Genomic DNA, 20,272 nt, shown 5'->3' with positions numbered 1-20,272 from the left:
TCCGCGAGCCTAGGTTTACGCAGAGTAATCAGGAGACCGAAGATGCCGACGACGGGATACAGCTTTGCCGCGCGAACGATCCACTGGACCATGGCCATCCTTATCCTGTCGACGATTCCGGTCGGCTTCCTGATGGTGCAGTCCGGCCTTGAGCGAACCTTGCAAAACGCTCTTTTCATCTATCACAAGAATCTCGGCGTTTTGCTCCTTCTGCTGGTCGTCTTGCGCATTGGCTATCGCCTCTGGAACCCGCCGCCACCCCTGCCCACGGATCTGCCCCGATGGCAGGCGCGGGCTGCGGGCTTTAGTCATCTGGGGCTATACGTCTTGATGGTCGTGATGCCGGTGGCGGGCTACGTGCGGGTGAGGGCAGGCGATTTTCCGATCGAGACGCTGGATGCCATGGGGGTCCCCGCGCTCGTGCCGCCCTCGGATGCGGTCGCGGATGTTGCCAAACTGGTGCACGAATATGCCGCCTATGCCCTCACGGCTTTGGTGATCGTGCACATCAGCGCCGCGTTGTATCACGCGGCCATCCGCCGAGACGGCGTATTTTCGCGCATGTGGCCCGCTGGCAGAAGGCAGAGCCGCTGACCGTCTTGTCGCCGCCCAGATGCGAGATAAATGAACAGCTTAACGTTACGGCGGCCGGTCACTGGCCGCTTGTGCAACGCGTGCAACACAAGGATCAGGCCCAGCGCCATGTCACTTTCGGATACATTCTCACGCGCCGCCGGCTCGGCCGCTTTTCATTGGCTGCGCCTGCCGGGGCCGCGTACCGCGTTCTTTGCGCTGACAGCGCTCTTTGCCGCGGCCCTCACTTCGGCCTTTGCCATGGCGATTACCGAATGGACGCCGCTGGCTATGGCCGCCCTGCCCCTGATGGCACTGAACGCCGCGTGGATTTCAGGCGGCGCGGTGACAGCGCTCATCGGGCTTTTGCGCCCGGCGCGGGCGGCGCTGATGCCGCCGCCCAATTGGATGCCAGAGGGGCGGACGGCCATTCTCGTCACGCTCTGCAAGGAAGACCCGCAGCCGGTTGCACGGTATCTGGCCGATCTGCGCGCAAGCCTCGATCGGGCGGGTCTGTCAGAGCACACGGTGATCTTTGCCCTGTCCGATACGCCCAGCGGCGCGGCTGCGGAGCGCGAACAAGGCGCGCTGCATCCGCTTGTCGAGGCGAGCAAAATTCACTATCGCCGCCGCGCCGAGAATACCGGACGCAAGCCCGGCAATATCGCGGACTGGCTGCACCATCACGGCGACCGCTTCGAATACATGCTGGTTCTGGATGCCGACAGCCGCATGTCGGCGGGCCGAATGCAGCGCATGATCCGCCAGATCGAAAGCCGACCCCGCACCGGTCTTTTGCAGGCCGGAATGGCGCTTGTTCCGGGCCAAAGCCGGTTTGGTCGGCATCAGCGGGTCGCAGTGCGTTTGATGTCGCCGAACTTCGGTCGCGGCATGGCGGCATGGGCGGGCCAGACCGGCAACTACTGGGGCCATAATGCCATCCTGCGCGTTGCGGCGTTTCGCGGTGCATCCAACTTGCCCAAGATACCCGGCCGCGCGCCCTTTGGCGGCCCGCTGCTCAGCCATGACTTCATCGAGGCCGCGTGGATCCGGCGCGCGGGCTGGGCGGTCGAACTGGACCCGGACATGGCGGGCAGCGCCGAGGATGGACCCCAGACGCTTGAGGAGTTTCACAAGCGCGACCGCCGTTGGTGCCAGGGAAATCTTCAGCATATGTGCGTGATCGGCGCGCCGGGACTGAAGCCGATCAGCCGCTTTCACCTTGCCTCAGGGGTGCTCAGCTACCTTGCGGCGCCGATCTGGCTGCTTCTTGTCATGCTCATCGCTTCGGGCGCGGTTCCGGTGACCGGCGCGCTGCCCTTCGCGCTGATCGCTGGCGTTCTGCTCTTGCCGAAAATCTGCGCACTGGCCGGATGGTTGGCGCGCGCGCGAACGCTGCGGCGCAGGTGGGTGGCCTTGCGCGCATGGGTCAGCGAACTGGTGCTGTCGACGCTGATCGCGCCGATCATGATGATCCGGCAGACCGCTTCGGTCGCCTCTGTCCTCATGGGCCGTGACTGCGGGTGGAAATCAGGGCGCACCCCACGCTGGCGGATGCCGCGCGGCCTGCCGGAGGCGGCGGCGGGCGCCGCGATCTTGCTGCTGGCAATACAGGCCGAGGGCGGTGCCACGATTTGGCTGGCCCCGCTGATCGTGCCGCTGCTGGGCGCGCCGCTGGTGGTGCGCGCACTCGACAGGCGGCCCGCATGAGGCGCCGCGCATTTGTCATCGGAAGCGCCGCATTGATGGCCGCGCCTGCGCTGAAGTTATCGGCTGGAACCGGAAGCATGACAGGCGGCACCCCACTGCTGGACGCCGCGCGCGAGATCGCCGCGCAGCCCTACCAGCCAAACAAGGTGCCCCTGCCCGCGCCCTTCGCAGACCTCGATTATGACGCCTATCGCGGCATCCGGCCCATCGCGGGCAAGGCCGGAAAACTGCCGCTTGGCCCTGATTACTTGGCCGATCTTCTGCCGCCCGGCCTTTTCTTTGACGATCCGGTCCGGGTCGAGATCGCGGGCGAAGACGGCTTTCGCGAGGTGCCTTTTTCGCCGGATATGTTCACCTACGAGCCACGCTATTTTGGCGACATTCCCGCCACATCGCCCGGCGCAGGCTTTTCCGGGGTGCGTCTGCGCCACCCATTGAACAGCGCGGACGTGATGGACGAGGTGATGGTCATTCAGGGCGCGAGCTATTTTCGCGCCATCGGGCGCGCGATGATTTACGGCCTTTCGGCGCGCGCCGTGGCGCTTGGAACGGGCGGCGCGGGCGTGGAGGAGTTTCCCCGCTTTACCCGCTTGCGCCTGCACGCGCCCCAAGATGGCGCGGTCCGGATGGAGGCGGTGATCGACAGCCCCTCGCTGGCCGGCCATATCAACATGAGGGTGCATCCCGGCGATGTCACGCGGACGCAGGTATCGCTTACCCTGCTGCCGCGCCGAGAGATTGCCGATGTGGGTATTGCGCCGCTGACCTCGATGTATCTCAAGGGGCCGATCCGCGCGGCGGTGTCGGATGATTTTCGCCCCCGCGTGCATGACAGCGACCTGCTGTTTATCCGCAACGGCGCAGGCGAACATCTGTGGCGACCGATCTCGAACCCCGCCCAGATCCAGACCTCGGCCTTTGGCGGCGATGGCCCGGCGTCATTCGGGCTTTACCAGACGCCGCGCCACTATGAGGATTTCGAGGATGCCGAGGCGCGCTATCACGACAGGCCCTCGGCGTTTGTGCGCCCCGAGGGCGATTGGGGCCCCGGCGCGGTCATTCTGGTCGAGATTCCCACGGACACCGAGTTCATGGACAACATCGTGGCCTTCTGGCGGCCCGAGGCGCCTCTGGAGGCGGGTAGCGAGCATCGCTTTGACTATGGGCTCGACTGGACGCTCGCCCCCCCGGATGCAAGCGCAGAGCTGCGCATCATCCAAAGTCGCAGCGGGCAGGAGCATGATCGCCCGCGCACCCGGCGCTATGTCATCGACCTTGCCGGACCGGCCGAGGGGCTGGCCCCCGATGTTACCGCACTGGGCAACGCCGAGATCACCGGCCCCAGCATCTTTGCGCTGCCGGGCGAGCGCGGTACGCGCGTGACCTTCCTGATGACGCCCGCAGGAAGCGAGCCGGTCGAGCTGCGGATGGTGCTGCGCGATGACAGCGGCGGGGCGGTCGGGCCGGTCTGGCTGCACCGCTGGACACCGACCGAGGAGGACGAGGTTTGAGCGGGTGCACCCAGCACGCACTTTGTCGCGCGGAAAATCGCCCCCAAGGCCCGCTTGCGGCCGCCGCAGATCACCTTTCGCGCATTTGGCATTGGCCGCAGCCTGTCACCAGCTTATATCGTCTCTCATGATAGCTGATTTTTTCAAACGCCTCACCGCGGCCGAGGACCAGCCGCTGACCGAAACCGACGCGCGGCTCGCGCTGGCGGCGCTCTTGGTGCGCGCCGCGCGCACCGATGGCCACTATGCCCCCAGCGAGATCGAGCGCATCGACCGCATTCTGACCACGCGCTATGCCCTGAGCCCGGAGGCGGCAAAGGCCCTGCGCAAGGAAGCGGAAGAGGCCGAGGCGGCCGCGCCCGATACCGTGCGCTTCACCCGCGACATCAAGGAGGCCGTCCCCTACGAGGAGCGCACCGCCGTGATCGAGGCGCTGTGGCAGGTCGTGCTGATCGACGGCGAACGCGCCGATCAGGAAAACGCGCTGCTGCGCGTGACCGCAAGCCTGCTGGGCGTCAGCGACATCGACAGCAATGCCGCGCGCAAGCGCGTGGAGGCGTCGCTCTGAACTCTCTGTGCCGGGAGGGATCCTTTCGATGATCGCCAGCTTGCCCATGTACGACCGCCCCGAAACGGCGCCGATCATCGACCAGCTCTGGTCAGAGATCCGCACGCGCCTTGGCGGCGACGCGCCTGCGCATCTTACGCGCGGTGCAAGCCTTTGGGATCAATGGGGGTCGCCGGATCTGGTGCTCTCGCAGACCTGCGGATACCCCTACCGCGCGCGTCTGAGGGATCGGGTGCAACTGGTGGCCACGCCGGACAATCGCCTGCCCGGCTGCCCGCCCGGACATTACAACAGCGTGTTTGTCTGCCGCGCCGATGATCCGCGCATGACATTGGCCGAATTCGCCGAAGCGCCATTTGCCTTCAGTGAGCCACTGTCGCAATCGGGCTGGGGCGCGCCGCAAAACCACGCAGCGGACCTTGGTTTCGCCTTCTCGAACGACATCTATACCAGCGCGCATGTCCAGTCGGCGCGCGCCGTCACCGAGGGGCGTGCCGATATCGCCTGCATCGACGCGCTCAGCTTGCGGCTGATCCTGCGCCACGATCCCCATGCAAGCGCGCTGCGCGAGATCGCCCGAACGCGGCCAACACCGGCACCGCCCTTCATCACCGGGCCGAGCCAGGACGCGGGCGTGATCCGCGCCGCCCTTTCGGGCGCGATTGACGCGCTGACGCCCGAGGCACAGGACACCATCGGCCTTTTCGGTCTGGCCGACGTGCCCGAGGCCGATTACCTAGGCGTGCCGAACCCCGCCCCGCCCAGCGACCCGCTCAGCCGGGTCTGAGGGAGTTTGCCGCGCCGCGCGGCGGCGTGGCGGGCCACAGAATGAGGTTGCGCCCAAAGCTGATCCGGTGAATCTATCCCCGCAAAGGGAAGGAACACCCAATGAGCCTCGATAACTTCACCACATTCCGCGTTGCGGCCTGTGACCTGAACGGACAGATGCGCGGCAAGCGTATGCCGGCCAGCTATTTTACCAATCTCGACAATGACGGCGTGCGCATGCCGCTTTCGGTGCTGAACGTCGACATCAAGGGCGCCGATATCGAAGACAGCCCCCTCTTGTTCGAGACCGGCGATGCGGATGGCATCATGCGCCCCACCTCGCGCGGGCCCATCCCGCTGCCGTGGCTGGACAGCGCGCAGCCCCTGGTGCCGATGCAGATGTATTGGGAAGACGGCACGCCCTTTTACGGCGATGCGCGCCACGCCCTCGCCCGCGTGCTGGAGGGATACGAGGCGCGCGGCTGGCAGGTGATGGCCGCGACAGAGCTGGAATTTACCCTCGTCGATGATAGTGGCAAGGAGCTGCGCCATGTGCGCGATCCGCGCAACCGGCGCCGCATCGACGCCTCGGAAATCCTCTCGCTCAGCCAGATGGACGCGTTCGACCCCTTTCTGTCGGCCCTTTACGATGCCTGCGACGCGATGGGGATCGAGGCGCAGACCACCACGTCCGAGGCCGGTGTCGGCCAGTTCGAAATCACGCTGAACCATCAGGACGCGATGCGCGCCGCCGATGACACATGGCTTTTCAAATCGCTGATCCGGGGACTTGCCTATCGCTTTGATTGCGCCGCGACCTTCATGGCCAAACCCTTTGCACAAGATAGCGGCAACGGGATGCACATGCATTTCTCGGTTCTGGACGAGGAGGGCAACAACGTCTTTGACGATGGCGGACCCAAGGGCACCAAAACCTTGCTTCATGCCATTGGCGGCTGCCTTGCAGGGATGCAAGGCTCGACGCTTATTTTTGCGCCTCATGCCAACAGCTATGCAAGAATGACACCCGGCGCCCATGCGCCGACCGCCATCTGCTGGGCTTACGAGAATCGCACGGCGGCGATCCGTGTGCCGGGTGGATCGCCAAAGGCGCGCCGGATTGAGCACCGCGTTGCAGGCGGCGACATCAATCCCTATCTCAGCTTTGCCGCCATCCTCGGCGCGGCCCTTGTCGGGATCGAGGACCAGATGGACCCGGGCGCGCCCCTGACGGGCAGCGCCTATGGTCAGGACCTGCCGCAACTGGCCACCGATTGGACCAAGGCGGTCGATCTGTTTGAGGCCGATCCGATGATGCCGCGCATATTCGAGCCGCGCCTGATCCGCAATTTCGTCCAGACCAAGCGGCAGGAGATCACCGTGATGGGCGAGATCGACGAGGCGCAGCATTGGAAAACCTATCTCGACAAGGTGTGACGTGACCCGCCGAAAAACCATTGGACCCCAGAAAACCATTGGACCCCAGACTGCTCGCCCGCGCGAGACTCCTTGCCAGCACCCCCTTGCCCAAGGCAAATCGCTGCGCTACCCTGAATTTGATCAAATTATGAGGCATCCGTGACTGTCCCCCACCCTTCGCTGACCCCAAAGGACGGCGCACCGACCGTCGGCATCCTTTTGTGCGGCCACGCGCCCGAGGATATCAAGGCCGACATGGGCGATTACGATCGCATGTTCGAAGACCTGTTCGAGGGCCACGGCCTAAGCTTTCGCAGCTATGCCGTCGTCGATGAGGAATTCCCTGCAAGCATCGAGGATTGCGACGGCTGGCTCATCACCGGCTCCAAGCATGGCGCCTACGAGCCGCACGCGTGGATCCCGCCGCTGGAGCAGTTCATCCGCGATGTCTATGCGGATGGGCGGCCCATGGTCGGCATCTGCTTTGGCCATCAGATCATCGCGCAGGCCCTTGGCGGCAGGGTTGAAAAATACTCTAAGGGCTGGGCGGTGGGCCGGCACGACTACATCATCGACGGACAGACCATCGCCCTGAATGCATGGCACCAGGATCAGGTCACGCGCCTACCTGAGGGCGCCACCGTGATCGGTCAGAACGAGTTTTGCGACAATGCCGCGCTCATTTATGATAACCGTATCCTGACGGTGCAGCCGCATCCCGAACATACCGCCGAATTCGTCGGGCGCCTCGCCGAGAGCCGGGGGCGCGGCCTTGTTCCTGACGAGCTGCTGGATGCAGCCATCGCGCAGCTGGACCAGCCGACCCAAGAGCAAACCATAGCGGGCCGCATGGCGGCCTTTCTCAAAAGAGGTGCCTAATGGCCGACTGGACCGACGAGCTGCCGCAAGCGGCGCGCGAATACCTTGAGGGCAAACGCCTCGACGAGGTCGAATGCATCATCTCGGACCTGCCCGGCATTGCACGCGGCAAGGCGCTGCCTGCCTCGAAATTCGCCAAGCAAAAGCATTTCCACCTGCCGGACTCGATCTTTTACCAGACGATAACCGGCGATTGGGGCGAGGCCGCAGGCGAGAAGGGCTTTATCGAGCAGGACATGATCCTGACCCCCGACATGAGCACCGCCAGCGCCGCGCCCTGGACGGGCGACTGGACCTTGCAGGTAATCCACGACGCCTACGACCGCGAGATGAAGCCGATCCCGTTTTCACCGCGCAACGTGCTCAAGCGTGTGGTCGCCGCCTATGAGGCGCGCGGACTGACGCCGGTGGTCGCGCCCGAGATGGAATTCTTCCTCGTTGCGCGCAACACTGATCCCGGGCAGGCGATCCAGCCGATGATGGGCCGCTCCGGGCGCCCTGCCGCCGCGCGGCAGGCCTATTCGATGACCGCCGTGGATGAATTCGGCCCGGTGATCGACGACATCTACGACTTTGCCGAGGCGCAGGGCTTCGAGATCGACGGCATCACGCAGGAGGGCGGCGCGGGCCAACTCGAGATCAACCTGGCGCATGGCGATCCGGTCAAGCTGGCCGACGAGGTGTTCTATTTCAAGCGTCTCATCCGTGAGGCCGCGATGCGGCACAACTGCTTTGCCACCTTCATGGCCAAGCCGATCGCCGAAGAGCCCGGCTCGGCCATGCATATCCACCACTCGGTGCTGGACATCGAGACCGGCAAGAATGTCTTTACCGACGAAGACGGCAACGAGACGGATGCCTTTTACCACTTCATCGGCGGTATGCAGCGCCATTTGCCCAGCGCCATCGCCGTGCTGGCTCCTTACGTCAATTCCTATCGCCGCTACGTCAAGGACCACGCGGCGCCGATCAACCTCGACTGGGGGCGCGACAACCGCACCACCGGCATCCGCGTGCCGCTGGCCAGCCCCGAGGCGCGCCGCGTCGAAAACCGGCTGGCCGGTATGGACTGCAACCCCTACCTCGGGATCGCCGCCAGCCTTGCCTGCGGCCTGCTGGGCCTCGAGGAAAAGCAGATGCCCGAACCCGAGTGCAAGACCGACAGCTATGAGGGCGAAGGCGAGGTGCCGCAGGTTCTGGGCGATGCGCTCGACCTCTTCGAGGAAGCGCCCAAGCTGCACGAGGTGCTCGGCCCCGAGTTCGCGCGCGTCTATGCCATCGTCAAGCGCGCCGAGTACGAGGAATTCCTGCAAGTGATTTCCCCGTGGGAGCGTGAACACCTGCTGCTGAACGTCTGATCCCATGGCACTGAACCTTCTGCATGCCAACGACGCGCCCGGCGCCTATCCTGCCAGCTGGTATGCCGCCACATCAGACGCCCTGCCCGCCTTCGATCCGCTCCGCGGCGAGGCGCGTGCGGATGTGGTCGTTGTTGGCGCGGGCTACACCGGGCTTTCCGCGGCGCTGCATCTGGCCGAGGCCGGCATGGACGTCGCCCTGATCGAGGCGCAGCGCGTCGGATTTGGCGCCTCAGGCCGCAATGGCGGCCAGCTGGGCAGCGGACAGCGCATGGATCAGCAGGGCCTTGAGCGGCTGATGGGCACGGGCGATGCAGCCAAGCTGTGGGATCTGGCCGAGGATGCCAAGGCGCTCGTCAAGTCCCTGATCACAAAGCATGATATCGACTGCCACCTGCAACCCGGCGTTGCACATGCCACCATGTCGGCCAAGGAAATGGCGCAGGAGCATGCCTATGCCGATCATCTGGCCCAGCGCTATGGCTATACCCAGATCGAAAAACTGGACCGGGATGCGATGCAGGCGCTCTGTCCGTCGCCCGCCTATCATGGCGGCACGCTCGACATGGGGGCCGCGCATCTGCATCCGCTGCGCTATGCGCTTGGCCTCGCCCGCGCGGCCAAGGCGGCGGGCGTGCGCATCTACGAGCAAAGCGAAGTCACCGGCATTGACGAGGGCGCGCGCGCGAAGGTGCGCACCGCCCAAGGCAGCATCAGCGCCGATCACGTCATTCTGGCCTGCAACGGCTATCTGGGCGGGCTGAACGGCAAGGTGGCCAAGCGGGTCATGCCCATCAATAACTTCATCGCCGCGACCAAGCCCTTGGGCGATGAGGCGGCGCGCGTCCTGACGCGCGATGTGGCGGTGGCCGATACCAAATTCGTCGTCAACTATTTCCGCCTCAGCCACGACAAGCGTCTCCTCTTTGGTGGCGGCGAGAGCTATGGCTACCGCTTTCCCGCCGATATCGAGGCGCTGGTGCGCAAGCCGATGACCGAGATTTTCCCGCATCTGCACGATGTTCAGATCGACCATGCATGGGGCGGCACGCTGGCCATCACGATCAAGCGGATGCCCTATCTTGCGCGCATCGCGCCCAACATGCTGAGCGCGTCGGGCTATTCCGGGCACGGCGTCGGCAGCGCGACCCATGCGGGTAAGCTGATGGCCGATGCTGTCGCGGGCGAGGCGCATGGCTTTGACACCATGGCGCGCGTGCCAGCCACCCCCTTTCCAGGCGGACCGGCGCTGCGCACACCGCTGCTGATCCTGGCGATGACGTGGTATTCGATGCGCGATCGGCTGGGACTGTAGCCACAAACGCGCCGATCAATGGAATTGCGCCAGATATTTGCGCGTCTTTCCGCATCTTAACGGATTGTTTACCAAGTTTAACCAAAGCTGGCGCATGAGATATGCCCTCGCCCTCTTGGCTGCCCTGACACTTGCCCCTGCCCCAGCAGCGGCGGGCCCTTGGCTGCGCGGCGCCGGTGAAGGATTCCTGTCGTGGACGGTCAAGGTTCAGGACGACGACGACGCGAAATGGTATGGCACCCTTTACACTGAATATGGCATCAACCCGGACCTGACCGTTGGCCTCGATCTGGGCAGCGACGAGGACGGCGGGCACAAGGCACTGGCCTTTGTCCTCATGCCAGTGTCGCGCGAGGGGCTGCATGTGGCGTTCGAGCTGGGTGCAGGCACGCTGGATGACGGTGCGGCGCTAAGGCCGGGCCTTTCGGTGGGGCGCGGGCTGGACTGGGGGCAGTTTGGCGGCTGGTGGGCGCTCGACACGCGCCTTCAGATCACCGGCGGCGCAACGGATCTGGCGATAGACGCGACCTTAGGCGTCACGCTGTGGGAAGGCACGATGGTGATCGGACAGCTTCAGGAAGGCGGGCCGCTGACCGACCCCGATTTCCTGCGCGGCACTGCCTCGGTCGTTTGGCAGAGCGCACCGGGCCATCATATCGAGGTGGGCCTGAGCACGGCTCTCAAGGATGCCGAGGATTTCGGGCTCAAGATCGGCATGTGGCACAGCTTTTAGACGATTTGACGCGGGCAATCGCGAGATAAGGCTTTTGCCACGGCCCCCGAAGCTTTATGTTTTCCGAAACTACATTTCGGAAAAGGCGAAACAATGTCCGTCACCACCCTGCCCCCCAACACCTATGATGCCGAACCGATCCCCGAGGCTGCACGCGCCGCAATCGACGCGATGCTGCAATCGGGTGATCTTTTTCGCTACACATCGCCGCAAGATTCGCCCGTGGCGCTGCTGGAGACGGAATTCGCCGCTGCCATGGGATCGCGCTATGCGTTGGCGGTGTCCAGCTGTTCAGCCGCGCTTTTCTTGTCGCTGAAGGCGCTGGACCTGCCCAAGGGCGCGCGCGTGCTGATCCCGGCCTTTACCTTCGCCGCTGTGCCCTCTTCGGTGATCCATGCAGATTGTGTGCCGATCCTCTGCGAAGTGGGCGACAATTACCGCATCGACATGGCCGATTTCGAGGCGCGGCTGGACACAGGGATCAGCGCTGTCATCATCAGCCACATGCGCGGGCACACGTCGGACATGGACGCCATCATGGCGCTCTGCGACGCCCGCGACATCCCCGTGGTCGAGGATGCGGCCCATTCGCTGGGCACCACATGGCACGGCCGGAATATCGGCACGATCGGGCGCATCGGCTGTTTTTCGTTCCAGTCCTACAAACTGCTGAACGCAGGCGAAGGCGGCATCATGATTACCGATGACGCCGATCTGGTCGCCCGCGCGGTCATCATGTCAGGCGCGTACGAGCACAATTGGGCCAAGCATATCGCCCACGGCGACAACGCGCTTAAAGATGCCTTTGGCCGCTGGCAGAACAAGCTGCCGCTCTACAACCTGCGCCTCAACAACCTCAGCGCCGCGCTGATCCGCCCGCAGCTGGACGAGATCCCGCGCCGGGTGCGCGACGGGCGCGCCGGGCACGATTATGTCGCCAGCCTGCTGGAGCGCAGCCCATGGCTGACCGTGCCCGCCGCCCTCGCCCCCGAGGAGCGTGCCCCCGATTCCATCCAGTTCAACCTTGTCGGGATGGACGACGCAAGCGCGCGCGCCTTTGCCGAGGCGGCCGCGGCGCGCGGCGTAAAGGTGCAGATCTTTGGCCATAGCAAGGACAATGCGCGCGCCTTCTGGAACTGGCAGTTCATCGAGGGCCCCACCCCCGAGCTGCCACGGACGCGCGCGATGCTCTCACGGGCGTGCGATACGCGCCTGCCCGCGCGGCTGACCCGCGATCAGCATGATGCCATTGCCGCTGCCATTCTCGGCGCCGTCGATGACGTGATGGGCGAGGCCCGCGCCTACGGCACCTGAGCCGCGTCGTATGAGCCGCAGGATCTGGGTATTTTGCCAAGAAAAAGCAGGGCGGCGCGCGCTTGTCCGCCATCAGAGAATTGTCAGAGCGTCGCCCATGAAGGGATAGCGCGCGAGGGCCGGGCCGACGATTGCATCCTGCAAGATCGGCTTGAGCGTGGCCGCCACATCCGCTGGCATGTCGCCAAGGACGCCGTGGCGCGCGGTCAGGGCAATGGTGCGCGTCAAGGGTGCCAGCGGCAGGGGCAGCACGTCGATAAGCTCGGAAAAACGGCGCGCGCGCATCAGGGCGAGTGGCGGCAGGATGGTCCAACCGCTGCCTTGGGCCACAAGGGCGAGGATGGCGTGATAGCTGTCGAGCTCGAACCGGTGCGGGATGGGCGCCGCGCCGCGCGCCAGATGGGCCGCGATAAGGCGCCCCATGTAATGGCGCGTCGTGTATTGGACCAGAGGCTGGCGCTGGAGCTGGCCAAGGATGTCTGCGCCGGTGTCGATCCGTCCCTTGGGGGCGGCAACGACAAAGCCCTCGCGCATCAGCAGGTGCTGCTCGGCCCAATCGGCCGCCTCGCCCAGTTGTGCCGCGACCACGATATCCAGATGCCGCGCATCCAGCTGATCGTGGAGCATGTGGCTGGCCCCGGTTTCGAGCAGGAACTGGCAGTCTTGCAGCTCGCCAGCCATATGCGTCAGCAGGCGGGGCGTCACATCCGCCTCGAAATCCTCGATCATGCCAAGGCGCACGGACGTGAGGCGGGCAAGGTCGGCCATGGCCAGCTCGGCGCGGGCCTGGGCTGCCTCGGCAAGGATCGTTTGCGCCCGGCGGTGCATGATCTCGCCCGCGCGGGTGAGGCGCAGGGGCCGCGCGCTACGCTCAAGAAGGGGCGCGCCGACGGCAGTTTCAAGATTGCTGAGCTGCTGGCTCACGGTCGAGGCGCTGGTCCCGAGGCGTCGCGCGGCCGCCGAAATCGACCGCTCGTCCGCCGCAGCCATGAACACCTCGATCCCCCAGAGCGTGATGCGGCCGGGGCTGGATGGCATGGCCGCCTACTTGCTCATCTTGGAGAGCTGGCGCTGCAACTCGGCCAGCTGCGCCTTGATGTCTTCAAGGTCGCCGTCCTTGCGCGGGGCACCGCCCTCCGCCTCGTCGGGCCGGGGCCCGGACATGCCGCTAAGCCCGCCGATGCCGCCGGTCATGGCCTTCATGAACGCCTCCTGCTGGGCGCGCATCGCCTCCATCCCCGGCATGCGGGCCATGGGATTGGACTGGGTCATGTTGGCCAGCACCTTGGACTGACCATCGCGCAACATCTCGAAGCTGGCGGCCAGAAATTCGGGCACGACACTGGTGGCCTGCGTGGTGTAGCTGCGCACCAGATCATTCAGCACATTGATCGGCAGGACGTTCTCGCCCCGGCTTTCGTGATCGGCGATGATCTGAAGCAGGTATTGGCGGGTGAGGTCATCGCCCGACTTCAGGTCTATGATCTGGACGTCGCGCCCGTCGCGGATGAACTGACTGATATCCTCGAGCGTGACGTAATCGGACGTCTCGGTGTTATAGAGGCGACGGCTTGCGTAGCGTTTGATCAAAAGCGGTTTTACAGTGTCGGCCACAGTGCGAGCCTCCCGGAAAAATGCAGCAGTGCAGCAGAGCCTAGGCGCTGCGTGCGCAAAAAGAAAGGGCGAGCCGCATGGCGGCCCGCCCTATTGTTACCGACATCCCCAAATCGGGAGGAGATGGGATGTCTGGCAAGAAGTCTTACGACTTGGTGCCGGCTTTCTTGGCAGCAGCGGACATGTCGTCGGTTGCCTTCTTGACAGCCTTGGATGCGTCTTCCTGCATGTCGCGACCTGCGCTCATCATCAGCTCGACGGTGTCCATCTGGACCTTCTTGGCGACTTCCGCGAAGGCGGCCATGTGCTCGGCTGTGACTTCGGCGTTGGACGAAGCAAATTCGCTCATCGCCTTGGCGTAGTCAGCGGGCTCGGACTTGGCTTTGGCCATGTCCTGCATCTTCTCGAGCGTGGACTTGGTCCAGGCGCTGGAAATCTCTGCCGACTTCTCGGCGGCGCTCAGGGCAACGCCCGACAGCTTCTCGCTGAGGGCTGCCTGGTTCTTGAACGCGTCTTCCATCGATTTGGTATCGACGGGGAATGCGCCCATCATGTCTTTCATCATCGTGTTCATGTCTTGTGTCTTGGCCATGGTGTAGCTCCTTGGGTCAGGGGCGATACCGTTTCGCCCGTTTTCGCTTCTGACCACAATATGAATGCTGCGCTGCGGCATTTCAAGACTTTTTCTGCGATGCAGCATGAAAAATCACAACACGTTGACGTAGCGTGATTTTCAGCGCGACGCGCGGCGCCGGACGTATTCTCCGGGGGCGTCGGCCAGTGCCGGATGGTCCGAATCGCCCGGTTCGCGCGCCGGGACCATGTCGCCAGAGCGGGGGCGCAGCCATGCCTCCCAGCGGGGCCACCAACTGCCCTCATGGAAGGTGGCAGCCTCCTTCCAGTCATCGGCGCCGCCCGACCAGTCGCCATTGGTGTAATGGCCATATTTCTTCTTGGAGGGCGGATTGACGATGCCGGCGATATGGCCCGATTGCGAGACGATGAAGGTCCGGTCCTTGGATTTGGTCTGGCTCATCCCGCGAAAGCAGTCCTTCCACGGCGCGATGTGATCGGTCTCGCAGGTGATGGCCATCAGCGGCACATCAACGTCGCTCAGCTTCAAGGTCTGGCCAAGCAAGTCGAACCCCTCGGCAGCGAATGCATTCTTCTGGCACAGGCCCCGCAGATATTGGCGCGTCATGCGCCCCGGCAGGTTGGCCCCGTCGCCGTTCCAGTACAGCAGATCAAAGGCAGGCGGCGCCTCGCCCATCATGTAACTGCGGATCGCGGGCGAATAGATCAGATCGTTCGAGCGCAGAAAGCTCATCGTGCGACCCAGGATGAACGAGCGCAAAATGCCTTGGGCGTCGATCTCGGCCTCGATGCCGTTGACGAAGTCGTCTTGCAGAAAAGGCGTGAATTCACCCTGATTGCTGAAATCCGTAAGCGCGGTAAAGAACGTGGCGGAATTGATCGAGCTGTCGCCGCGCGACTTCATCAACGCCAACGTCAGCGCCAGCGTGGTGCCGGCGATGCAGTACCCGACCGCGTTGACCTTGGCAGCGCCAGTGATCGCCTTGGCCTCGCGGATGGCGGTCATATAGCCGTCTTCGACGTATTGCTCGAGGCCGATATCGGCATGGCTGGTGTCGGGATTGACCCAGCTGACCACGAAAAGGGTATAGCCCTGCTCGGTGATCCACTTGATCATGCTGTTCTGCGCCTTCAGGTCGAGAATGTAGAACTTGTTGATCCAGGGCGGAAAGATGACGATCGGGATCTCATGCACCTCGTCCGTCGCGGGCGCATATTGGATCAACTCCATAAGCTCGTTGCGAAAGACGACTTTGCCGGGGGTGGTCGCGATGTTCTCGCCCAGCGAAAAGGCGTTTTCGTCCGCAAGGCGCACGACCATCTCGCCGTCATTCGCCTCAAGGTCCGCCACAAGGTTTTCCAGCCCCTTGACCAGGCTTTCTCCGTCGGTCTCGACCGCCTTTTCCAGCGCATCGGGGTTGGTGCCGAGAAAATTGGTCGGCGCCAGCATATCGACAATCTGGCGCGAAAAGTAATCGAGGCGCTTCTTTTCGACCGGGTCGAGATCGTCGATTTCGCCGATCGCATCGGTAACGGCCTTGGCGTTCAGCTCGTATTGCTCGCGGATGTAGCGAAAATAGGGATGCGTGGACCACAGCGGATTGGCAAACCGCTTGTCCTTTGGGGCGTCGTCCTGCGACGCGGCCTCGCCCGTCAGCATCAGGCGCTGCGCCTCGACAAAGTGGCGGACCGACTCGCTCCAGTAGGAAACCTGATGCTCATAGAGCTTGGCAGGATTCTCGATCGCCTCGGACCAATAAGAGGCAGCCGCCTTTGCGAACAGATCCTGCCCCGGACTATTGAGAACCGCATTTGGTGGATTGCGCCGCGCCAATGCAGCGATAAAGCGCTGCGACAGCTCCTCGACCCGCGCCAGATTGGCGGTCATGCGGTCGCGGATTTCGCCCGGATCACTGGTATTTTCGCCATCTTTTCCGGCACTGCCGCTCTGATCCGTTGCCATATCGCTTATAACACCCTAAGTTTCTGCCTTGCAGCATTTCAAGTTGCGAGCTGCGGGCGCATGCTGCGCCACATTATCTAAGGGCCCCGGCCCTGAAGGAGTTTCAATGCGGTACATGGCCACCTATGACATGATGGAAACCTTACGCAACGCCAATCAATGGCTTGGGGCGACAGCACTTTCCTTTGCATCTTATCCGATATTCAGCATGACGCCAAACCCTGCATTTCAATGGATGGCAGCTTGGGGCCAGGTCACCGAGCGGACGTTCGAGCGTATGCTCGCCAAGCCCGATTGGGGCATCCACGCCTTTACCTGCGAGGATGGCAAGGATCATCTGGTCAGCATCGACACCGTGGTCGAGAAGCCATTTGGCAACCTGCTGCACTTCTCGGTGCCGGGCCGCCGCAAGATGGCGCGCAAAATCTTGCTGGTCGCGCCCATGTCGGGCCATTATGCCACCTTGCTGCGTTCGACGGTCAAGAGCCTGCTCGTCGACTGCGAGGTTTATGTCACCGACTGGCACAATTCGCGCGACATCCCCGTGAGCGAAGGCAAATTCGACGTCGAGGATTACGCCCTCTACCTTGCGGAATTCATGCGCGAGATGGGGCCTGACACCCACGTCGTTGCCGTCTGCCAGCCGGTGCCTCTGGCACTGGCCGCGACCGCCTATCTTGCCGAGCAGGAGCCGAAGGCACAGCCACGCTCGCTGATCCTGATCGGCGGGCCGGTCGATCCCGATGCCAATCCCACGGAGGTCACCGATTTTGGCCGCCGCGTGACGATGGGCCAGCTCGAGCAGACCATGATCCAGCGCGTCGGATTCAAATATCCGGGCGTGGGCCGCAAGGTCTATCCGGGCATGTTGCAGTTGGCCTCCTTCATCTCGATGAACGGCGAAACCCACGCCAAGGCATTCAGCGATCAGATCGGCGCAGTTGCGCGCGGCGAGGCCAGCGATCATGACCGCCACAACCGGTTCTATGACGAATACCTCGCCGTCATGGACATGCCTGCAGAGTTCTACCTTTCGACAGTCGAGCGGATCTTCAAGGGTCTCGAGATCGCCAAGAATGAGTTCACCATCGAGGGACGCCACGTCGACATCGGCAAGATCGACAGCGTTGCGGTCATGACCGTTGAAGGCGGCAAGGACGACATCTCGGCCCCTGGCCAATGCATCGCGGCGCTGGACCTTTTGACCGGCTTGTCCGACGACAAGAAGAACAGCCATCTGGAGCCGGAGGCGGGCCACTACGGCATTTTCGCGGGCAGCAGCTGGCGCAACAATATCCGCCCACTGGTGCTCAAGTTCATTGACGCCAACAACAAGAAGCCATCGAAGGCCGCGAATAAAAACGAAGCGGCCTGAATGTCTTGGCCGCTGGTCTTAATGCGTCACCTTAACGCAAGACCAGCGGCTGGCGCATCCATTCCGACAAGGCGTCGGTCGTCGCATCGGGCTGCTCCAGCGTCGGCAGGCGGCCCGCGCCCTCTATCACGGACAGTTCGGCATAGGGGATCAGATCGGCCAGAAAGCTGTGCCGCTTGATCGGTGTCGCGCTATCGTTTGCCCCGCACAGGACCAACGTCGGCATCTTGATCTTGCGCAGAACCGCCTGATAATCGCGGCGGCGCTGGATCGCGCGCGCCTGCCTGATCAATGCGTCCTTCCCCAGATGGTCGGCCATATCATACACCAGCGCCATGACTTCGGCCCGCATCGGGCCGGGCGCCAAGGTCTCGGGCGGCATGATCCCATCGGCGAAGCCACGCAGATTACCCGCCCGCGCCTTGGTGATGATCGGCTCGAAATCGGCGGCTGACTGGGGCGTTTCGGCAAGGGCGCTGGCATTCATCAGGGCGACGCGCGTCACGCGGTCGGGCGCGCGCCGCACAATCTCCATCGCGACGCTCGCGCCCAGCGCCAGCCCGCTCAGCGCAAAGCGGCGCGGCAAAACATCCAGCAGGTTCGACGCAATCTCTTCGATCCGGTCCCCGCCGGTGATGGGTGCGACCGTGATCGCATGTGTCTTGCTGAACGCGGCCAATTGCGGGCCGAACACGCGGGCATCGCACATGATGTCCGGCAAGAGGACGAGAGCCTCGTTCATGCGGGGGATGTCCTTTCTGGTGGCGCCCCTCTGCGGCGGGCGCTGCGCCGCACATTGGCAGAGCCTGCGGAGAGGTCAACTGGCCAGTGCAGATCAGGGATAGGCAATGCCGCGAAAGGGCGGAAAATCGGCGTAGCGCGCGCGCCGCTGCGCAGCGTCCTCAGCCGCCGCAGCGCCCGCGCGCAACAGCAGGCCCTTTGGCGCGATGTAGCTGGAAATGGTGCGCAGCTGGACGGTGCGATAGCTGAGGTTAAGCGCGCAAATCTTTGGAAAGAAATACATTTCCGAGTAGTCCAGATGATCATGCAACCACCACGCCAGATCGCGCCAATCACGCCCCTTGGCATATCGATCCGCGAACCATGGGATGACCAGAGAGGTGCAGGCGCCGCGCGCGTCCCCCTCGCCCAGATCCCAGATATGCGAGCCGATGTTGGCATCATTTCGCGCACAGTTCAGCCCATTCTCGCTGCCAAAGCGATTGAGGTCCGGACTGCGATAGCCAGACCGGATGGCGATGCGCCCAAAGGTCTCTTGCAGCGGATCAAGAAGGCTCTCGCACAGCGCGCGCCCCATCTCGATTGCCCGCTCCGGATGCTCGGGGATATTGGGAATGCCGTGGAGACTGCCGATCTCGGAGTGCAGAAAATCGCGCATGTAGAAATGCGGGCTGAGGCGCACGCGGCCCAGATCCTCGAGCCCGCGCATCGAACGTGGCCTGCGCATCAGGCTTGGGCGCGCGCTGCGATGTCGCGCAGGGTCTCACCAATGAGGGCAAGACACGCCGCGTCAGAGAAGCGGTGATCGGCCCCGTCGACTAAAGTAAGCCGCATATCAGGCCCGCGCGCATGGTCCAAAAGGGATAATGCAACCGATTTGTCCACGTCATTATCGGCAGTTCCTTGCAAGAAGCGCACAGGAAAGGGCAAATCCAACGGATCCCGCAAAACGAGGTTTTGCCGCCCGTCCTCAATCAGGCGCCGCGTGATCGTATAGGGCGCGTCATAGTCGCTGGGTAGTGCGATCTGGCCATCCTCCATGATTTCGGCCCGCTGCGCGTCGGTAAATCCAGCCCACATGCTGTCTTCGGTAAAATCCGGGGCGGCGGCGATGGTCACGAGGCCAGCGATCCTTTGCGGCATCGCGCGCGCGAGGAGTAGCGCGATCCAACCGCCCATGGACGAGCCGATCAGGATCTGCGGCCCGGTCGTCAGCGCGCCGATCACCGCCGCCGCATCGGCGGCCCAGTCAGCGATGCACCCATCGGTGAAGGCCCCCGAGGATGCACCGTGGCCCGAATAGTCAAGCCGCAGAAACGCTCGCCCCTCGGCGCGGGCCACCTCTTCGAGGTAGACCGCCTTGGTGCCCTCCATGTCCGACATGAAGCCGCCGAGGAACACGGCACCCGGCCCGAAGCCCTCATGAAAGTGATAGGCGATGCGCCGCCCCTGCGGCGTTTCCAGATAACTTGGTGCAACGCTCATGCATCAGCCGCCGACATAGGGCATCTTGCGCGGGCGATAGAACACCTTTTGATTGTGCAGACGCCCCAGAAGGTCGTCGATCTCGCGCACCGTGCGGCCCGCGATGGGTCCGTCGGCATCGGCGCCGCCGGGCATGGAAAGGCGCCGCTTGGCATGGCGCAGGGCATCCTCGATCAATTCCATATCCTCGATGCCGATCTCGATATTGGGATTATAGCCGGGCATTGCACGCTCCTATGGGATGAATGTCAGTCCAGTCTATCCGGCGCTAGCCCCACGCGCCAAGCGTTATCCATGTCGCACCCCCGCTTGACACCCCGTGAGGGCGGCGGCACAAGGGCATTTCACCCGC

At 63.7% G+C, this 20,272-nt stretch carries 20 protein-coding genes; 12 read left to right on the top strand and 8 right to left on the bottom strand.

Going from position 1 to position 20,272, the window contains the following annotated elements:
- The first annotated feature begins 42 nt into the window (after positions 1-42).
- The 11 genes from V8352_RS00580 (at position 43) to V8352_RS00530 (ending at position 12,148) form a co-directional block, all read left to right on the top strand.
- The gene (locus V8352_RS00580) at positions 43-594 is read left to right on the top strand and encodes a cytochrome b (protein WP_336422303.1); all 552 of its coding nucleotides are present in this window, start codon (positions 43-45) and stop codon (positions 592-594) included.
- Between the two features lie 108 nt (positions 595-702).
- Positions 703-2,283: a glucans biosynthesis glucosyltransferase MdoH gene (gene mdoH / locus V8352_RS00575; protein ID WP_336422302.1), complete on the top strand. Its 1,581-nt coding sequence runs from the start codon at positions 703-705 to the stop codon at positions 2,281-2,283.
- Complete coding sequence (locus tag V8352_RS00570) at positions 2,280-3,794, top strand: glucan biosynthesis protein (protein WP_336422301.1); 1,515 nt, start codon at positions 2,280-2,282, stop codon at positions 3,792-3,794. The genes mdoH and V8352_RS00570 overlap by 4 nt, the downstream gene beginning before the upstream one ends.
- 127 nt (positions 3,795-3,921) lie before the next feature.
- Positions 3,922-4,362, top strand: coding sequence for a tellurite resistance TerB family protein (locus V8352_RS00565; RefSeq protein ID WP_336422300.1), 441 nt, complete (start codon positions 3,922-3,924; stop codon positions 4,360-4,362).
- 28 nt (positions 4,363-4,390) lie between these two features.
- Complete coding sequence (locus V8352_RS00560; protein WP_336422299.1) at positions 4,391-5,149, top strand: phosphate/phosphite/phosphonate ABC transporter substrate-binding protein; 759 nt, start codon at positions 4,391-4,393, stop codon at positions 5,147-5,149.
- A gap of 101 nt (positions 5,150-5,250) precedes the next feature.
- Complete coding sequence (locus tag V8352_RS00555) at positions 5,251-6,567, top strand: glutamine synthetase family protein (protein ID WP_336422298.1); 1,317 nt, start codon at positions 5,251-5,253, stop codon at positions 6,565-6,567.
- A 237-nt stretch (positions 6,568-6,804) separates the two neighbouring features.
- Complete coding sequence (locus V8352_RS00550) at positions 6,805-7,428, top strand: type 1 glutamine amidotransferase (RefSeq protein WP_336422514.1); 624 nt, start codon at positions 6,805-6,807, stop codon at positions 7,426-7,428.
- Positions 7,428-8,786 (top strand): glutamine synthetase family protein, encoded by a 1,359-nt coding sequence (locus V8352_RS00545; RefSeq protein ID WP_336422297.1) that lies wholly within the window; start codon positions 7,428-7,430, stop codon positions 8,784-8,786. Before V8352_RS00550 ends, V8352_RS00545 begins: the two co-directional genes overlap by 1 nt.
- 4 nt (positions 8,787-8,790) lie before the next feature.
- Positions 8,791-10,101 (top strand): NAD(P)/FAD-dependent oxidoreductase, encoded by a 1,311-nt coding sequence (locus tag V8352_RS00540; protein ID WP_336422296.1) that lies wholly within the window; start codon positions 8,791-8,793, stop codon positions 10,099-10,101.
- Positions 10,102-10,195: 94 nt separating this feature from the next.
- A complete protein-coding gene (locus V8352_RS00535) occupies positions 10,196-10,834 on the top strand; it encodes a hypothetical protein (protein WP_336422295.1) in 639 nt (212 codons plus the stop codon).
- A gap of 93 nt (positions 10,835-10,927) precedes the next feature.
- Complete coding sequence (locus V8352_RS00530) at positions 10,928-12,148, top strand: DegT/DnrJ/EryC1/StrS family aminotransferase (protein WP_336422294.1); 1,221 nt, start codon at positions 10,928-10,930, stop codon at positions 12,146-12,148.
- A gap of 72 nt (positions 12,149-12,220) precedes the next feature.
- Here the strand turns inward: V8352_RS00530 and V8352_RS00525 are convergent, their stop codons facing one another.
- From V8352_RS00525 to V8352_RS00510, 4 genes are all read right to left on the bottom strand, one after another.
- Positions 12,221-13,186, bottom strand: coding sequence for a LysR family transcriptional regulator (locus V8352_RS00525; protein ID WP_336422293.1), 966 nt, complete (start codon positions 13,184-13,186; stop codon positions 12,221-12,223).
- 6 nt (positions 13,187-13,192) lie between these two features.
- Positions 13,193-13,762 carry a polyhydroxyalkanoate synthesis repressor PhaR gene (gene phaR / locus V8352_RS00520; protein WP_336422292.1) on the bottom strand — a complete coding sequence of 190 codons (570 nt, stop codon included), beginning with the start codon at positions 13,760-13,762 and terminating at the stop codon, positions 13,193-13,195.
- Between the two features lie 145 nt (positions 13,763-13,907).
- Positions 13,908-14,354, bottom strand: coding sequence for a phasin family protein (locus V8352_RS00515; RefSeq protein WP_336422291.1), 447 nt, complete (start codon positions 14,352-14,354; stop codon positions 13,908-13,910).
- Between the two features lie 141 nt (positions 14,355-14,495).
- On the bottom strand, positions 14,496-16,319 hold the full coding sequence (locus tag V8352_RS00510) for a PHA/PHB synthase family protein (protein WP_442970921.1): 1,824 nt from the start codon (positions 16,317-16,319) through the stop codon (positions 14,496-14,498).
- A 106-nt stretch (positions 16,320-16,425) separates the two neighbouring features.
- Here V8352_RS00510 and phaZ point away from each other — a divergent pair, with 106 nt between their 5' ends.
- A complete protein-coding gene (gene phaZ, locus V8352_RS00505) occupies positions 16,426-17,694 on the top strand; it encodes a polyhydroxyalkanoate depolymerase (RefSeq protein WP_336422290.1) in 1,269 nt (422 codons plus the stop codon).
- A 31-nt stretch (positions 17,695-17,725) separates the two neighbouring features.
- On the opposite strand, the gene V8352_RS00500 is transcribed toward phaZ, so the two are convergent.
- The 4 genes from V8352_RS00500 to V8352_RS00485 form a co-directional block, all read right to left on the bottom strand.
- Positions 17,726-18,436 (bottom strand): alpha/beta fold hydrolase, encoded by a 711-nt coding sequence (locus V8352_RS00500; protein ID WP_336422289.1) that lies wholly within the window; start codon positions 18,434-18,436, stop codon positions 17,726-17,728.
- A gap of 93 nt (positions 18,437-18,529) precedes the next feature.
- Positions 18,530-19,144, bottom strand: a complete 615-nt coding sequence (locus V8352_RS00495) for a hypothetical protein (protein WP_336422288.1) — start codon at positions 19,142-19,144, stop codon at positions 18,530-18,532.
- Positions 19,145-19,161: 17 nt separating this feature from the next.
- Entirely contained in the window at positions 19,162-19,920 is a 759-nt protein-coding gene (locus V8352_RS00490; protein ID WP_336422287.1) for an alpha/beta fold hydrolase, read from the bottom strand.
- Positions 19,921-19,923: 3 nt separating this feature from the next.
- On the bottom strand, positions 19,924-20,145 hold the full coding sequence (locus V8352_RS00485) for a hypothetical protein (protein ID WP_336422286.1): 222 nt from the start codon (positions 20,143-20,145) through the stop codon (positions 19,924-19,926).
- Positions 20,146-20,272: the final 127 nt, after the last annotated feature.

It is taken from the genome of Roseovarius sp. D0-M9 (genome assembly GCF_037083805.1).
Taxonomy (GTDB): domain Bacteria; phylum Pseudomonadota; class Alphaproteobacteria; order Rhodobacterales; family Rhodobacteraceae; genus Roseovarius.
Note: the sequence above shows the minus strand (reverse complement) of the source record. Positions and strands in the feature narration are given on the sequence as shown.

Coding starts and splice junctions, on each gene's coding strand:
- V8352_RS00580 (WP_336422303.1), top strand. CDS start 43: ATGCCGACGACGGGATACAGCTTTGCCGCGCGAACGATCCACTGGACC.
- mdoH (WP_336422302.1), top strand. CDS start 703: ATGTCACTTTCGGATACATTCTCACGCGCCGCCGGCTCGGCCGCTTTT.
- V8352_RS00570 (WP_336422301.1), top strand. CDS start 2,280: ATGAGGCGCCGCGCATTTGTCATCGGAAGCGCCGCATTGATGGCCGCG.
- V8352_RS00565 (WP_336422300.1), top strand. CDS start 3,922: ATGATAGCTGATTTTTTCAAACGCCTCACCGCGGCCGAGGACCAGCCG.
- V8352_RS00560 (WP_336422299.1), top strand. CDS start 4,391: ATGATCGCCAGCTTGCCCATGTACGACCGCCCCGAAACGGCGCCGATC.
- V8352_RS00555 (WP_336422298.1), top strand. CDS start 5,251: ATGAGCCTCGATAACTTCACCACATTCCGCGTTGCGGCCTGTGACCTG.
- V8352_RS00550 (WP_336422514.1), top strand. CDS start 6,805: ATGGGCGATTACGATCGCATGTTCGAAGACCTGTTCGAGGGCCACGGC.
- V8352_RS00545 (WP_336422297.1), top strand. CDS start 7,428: ATGGCCGACTGGACCGACGAGCTGCCGCAAGCGGCGCGCGAATACCTT.
- V8352_RS00540 (WP_336422296.1), top strand. CDS start 8,791: ATGGCACTGAACCTTCTGCATGCCAACGACGCGCCCGGCGCCTATCCT.
- V8352_RS00535 (WP_336422295.1), top strand. CDS start 10,196: ATGAGATATGCCCTCGCCCTCTTGGCTGCCCTGACACTTGCCCCTGCC.
- V8352_RS00530 (WP_336422294.1), top strand. CDS start 10,928: ATGTCCGTCACCACCCTGCCCCCCAACACCTATGATGCCGAACCGATC.
- V8352_RS00525 (WP_336422293.1), bottom strand. CDS start 13,186: ATGCCATCCAGCCCCGGCCGCATCACGCTCTGGGGGATCGAGGTGTTC.
- V8352_RS00515 (WP_336422291.1), bottom strand. CDS start 14,354: ATGGCCAAGACACAAGACATGAACACGATGATGAAAGACATGATGGGC.
- V8352_RS00510 (WP_442970921.1), bottom strand. CDS start 16,319: ATGGCAACGGATCAGAGCGGCAGTGCCGGAAAAGATGGCGAAAATACC.
- phaZ (WP_336422290.1), top strand. CDS start 16,426: ATGCGGTACATGGCCACCTATGACATGATGGAAACCTTACGCAACGCC.
- V8352_RS00500 (WP_336422289.1), bottom strand. CDS start 18,436: ATGAACGAGGCTCTCGTCCTCTTGCCGGACATCATGTGCGATGCCCGC.
- V8352_RS00495 (WP_336422288.1), bottom strand. CDS start 19,144: ATGCGCGGGCTCGAGGATCTGGGCCGCGTGCGCCTCAGCCCGCATTTC.
- V8352_RS00490 (WP_336422287.1), bottom strand. CDS start 19,920: ATGAGCGTTGCACCAAGTTATCTGGAAACGCCGCAGGGGCGGCGCATC.
- V8352_RS00485 (WP_336422286.1), bottom strand. CDS start 20,145: ATGCCCGGCTATAATCCCAATATCGAGATCGGCATCGAGGATATGGAA.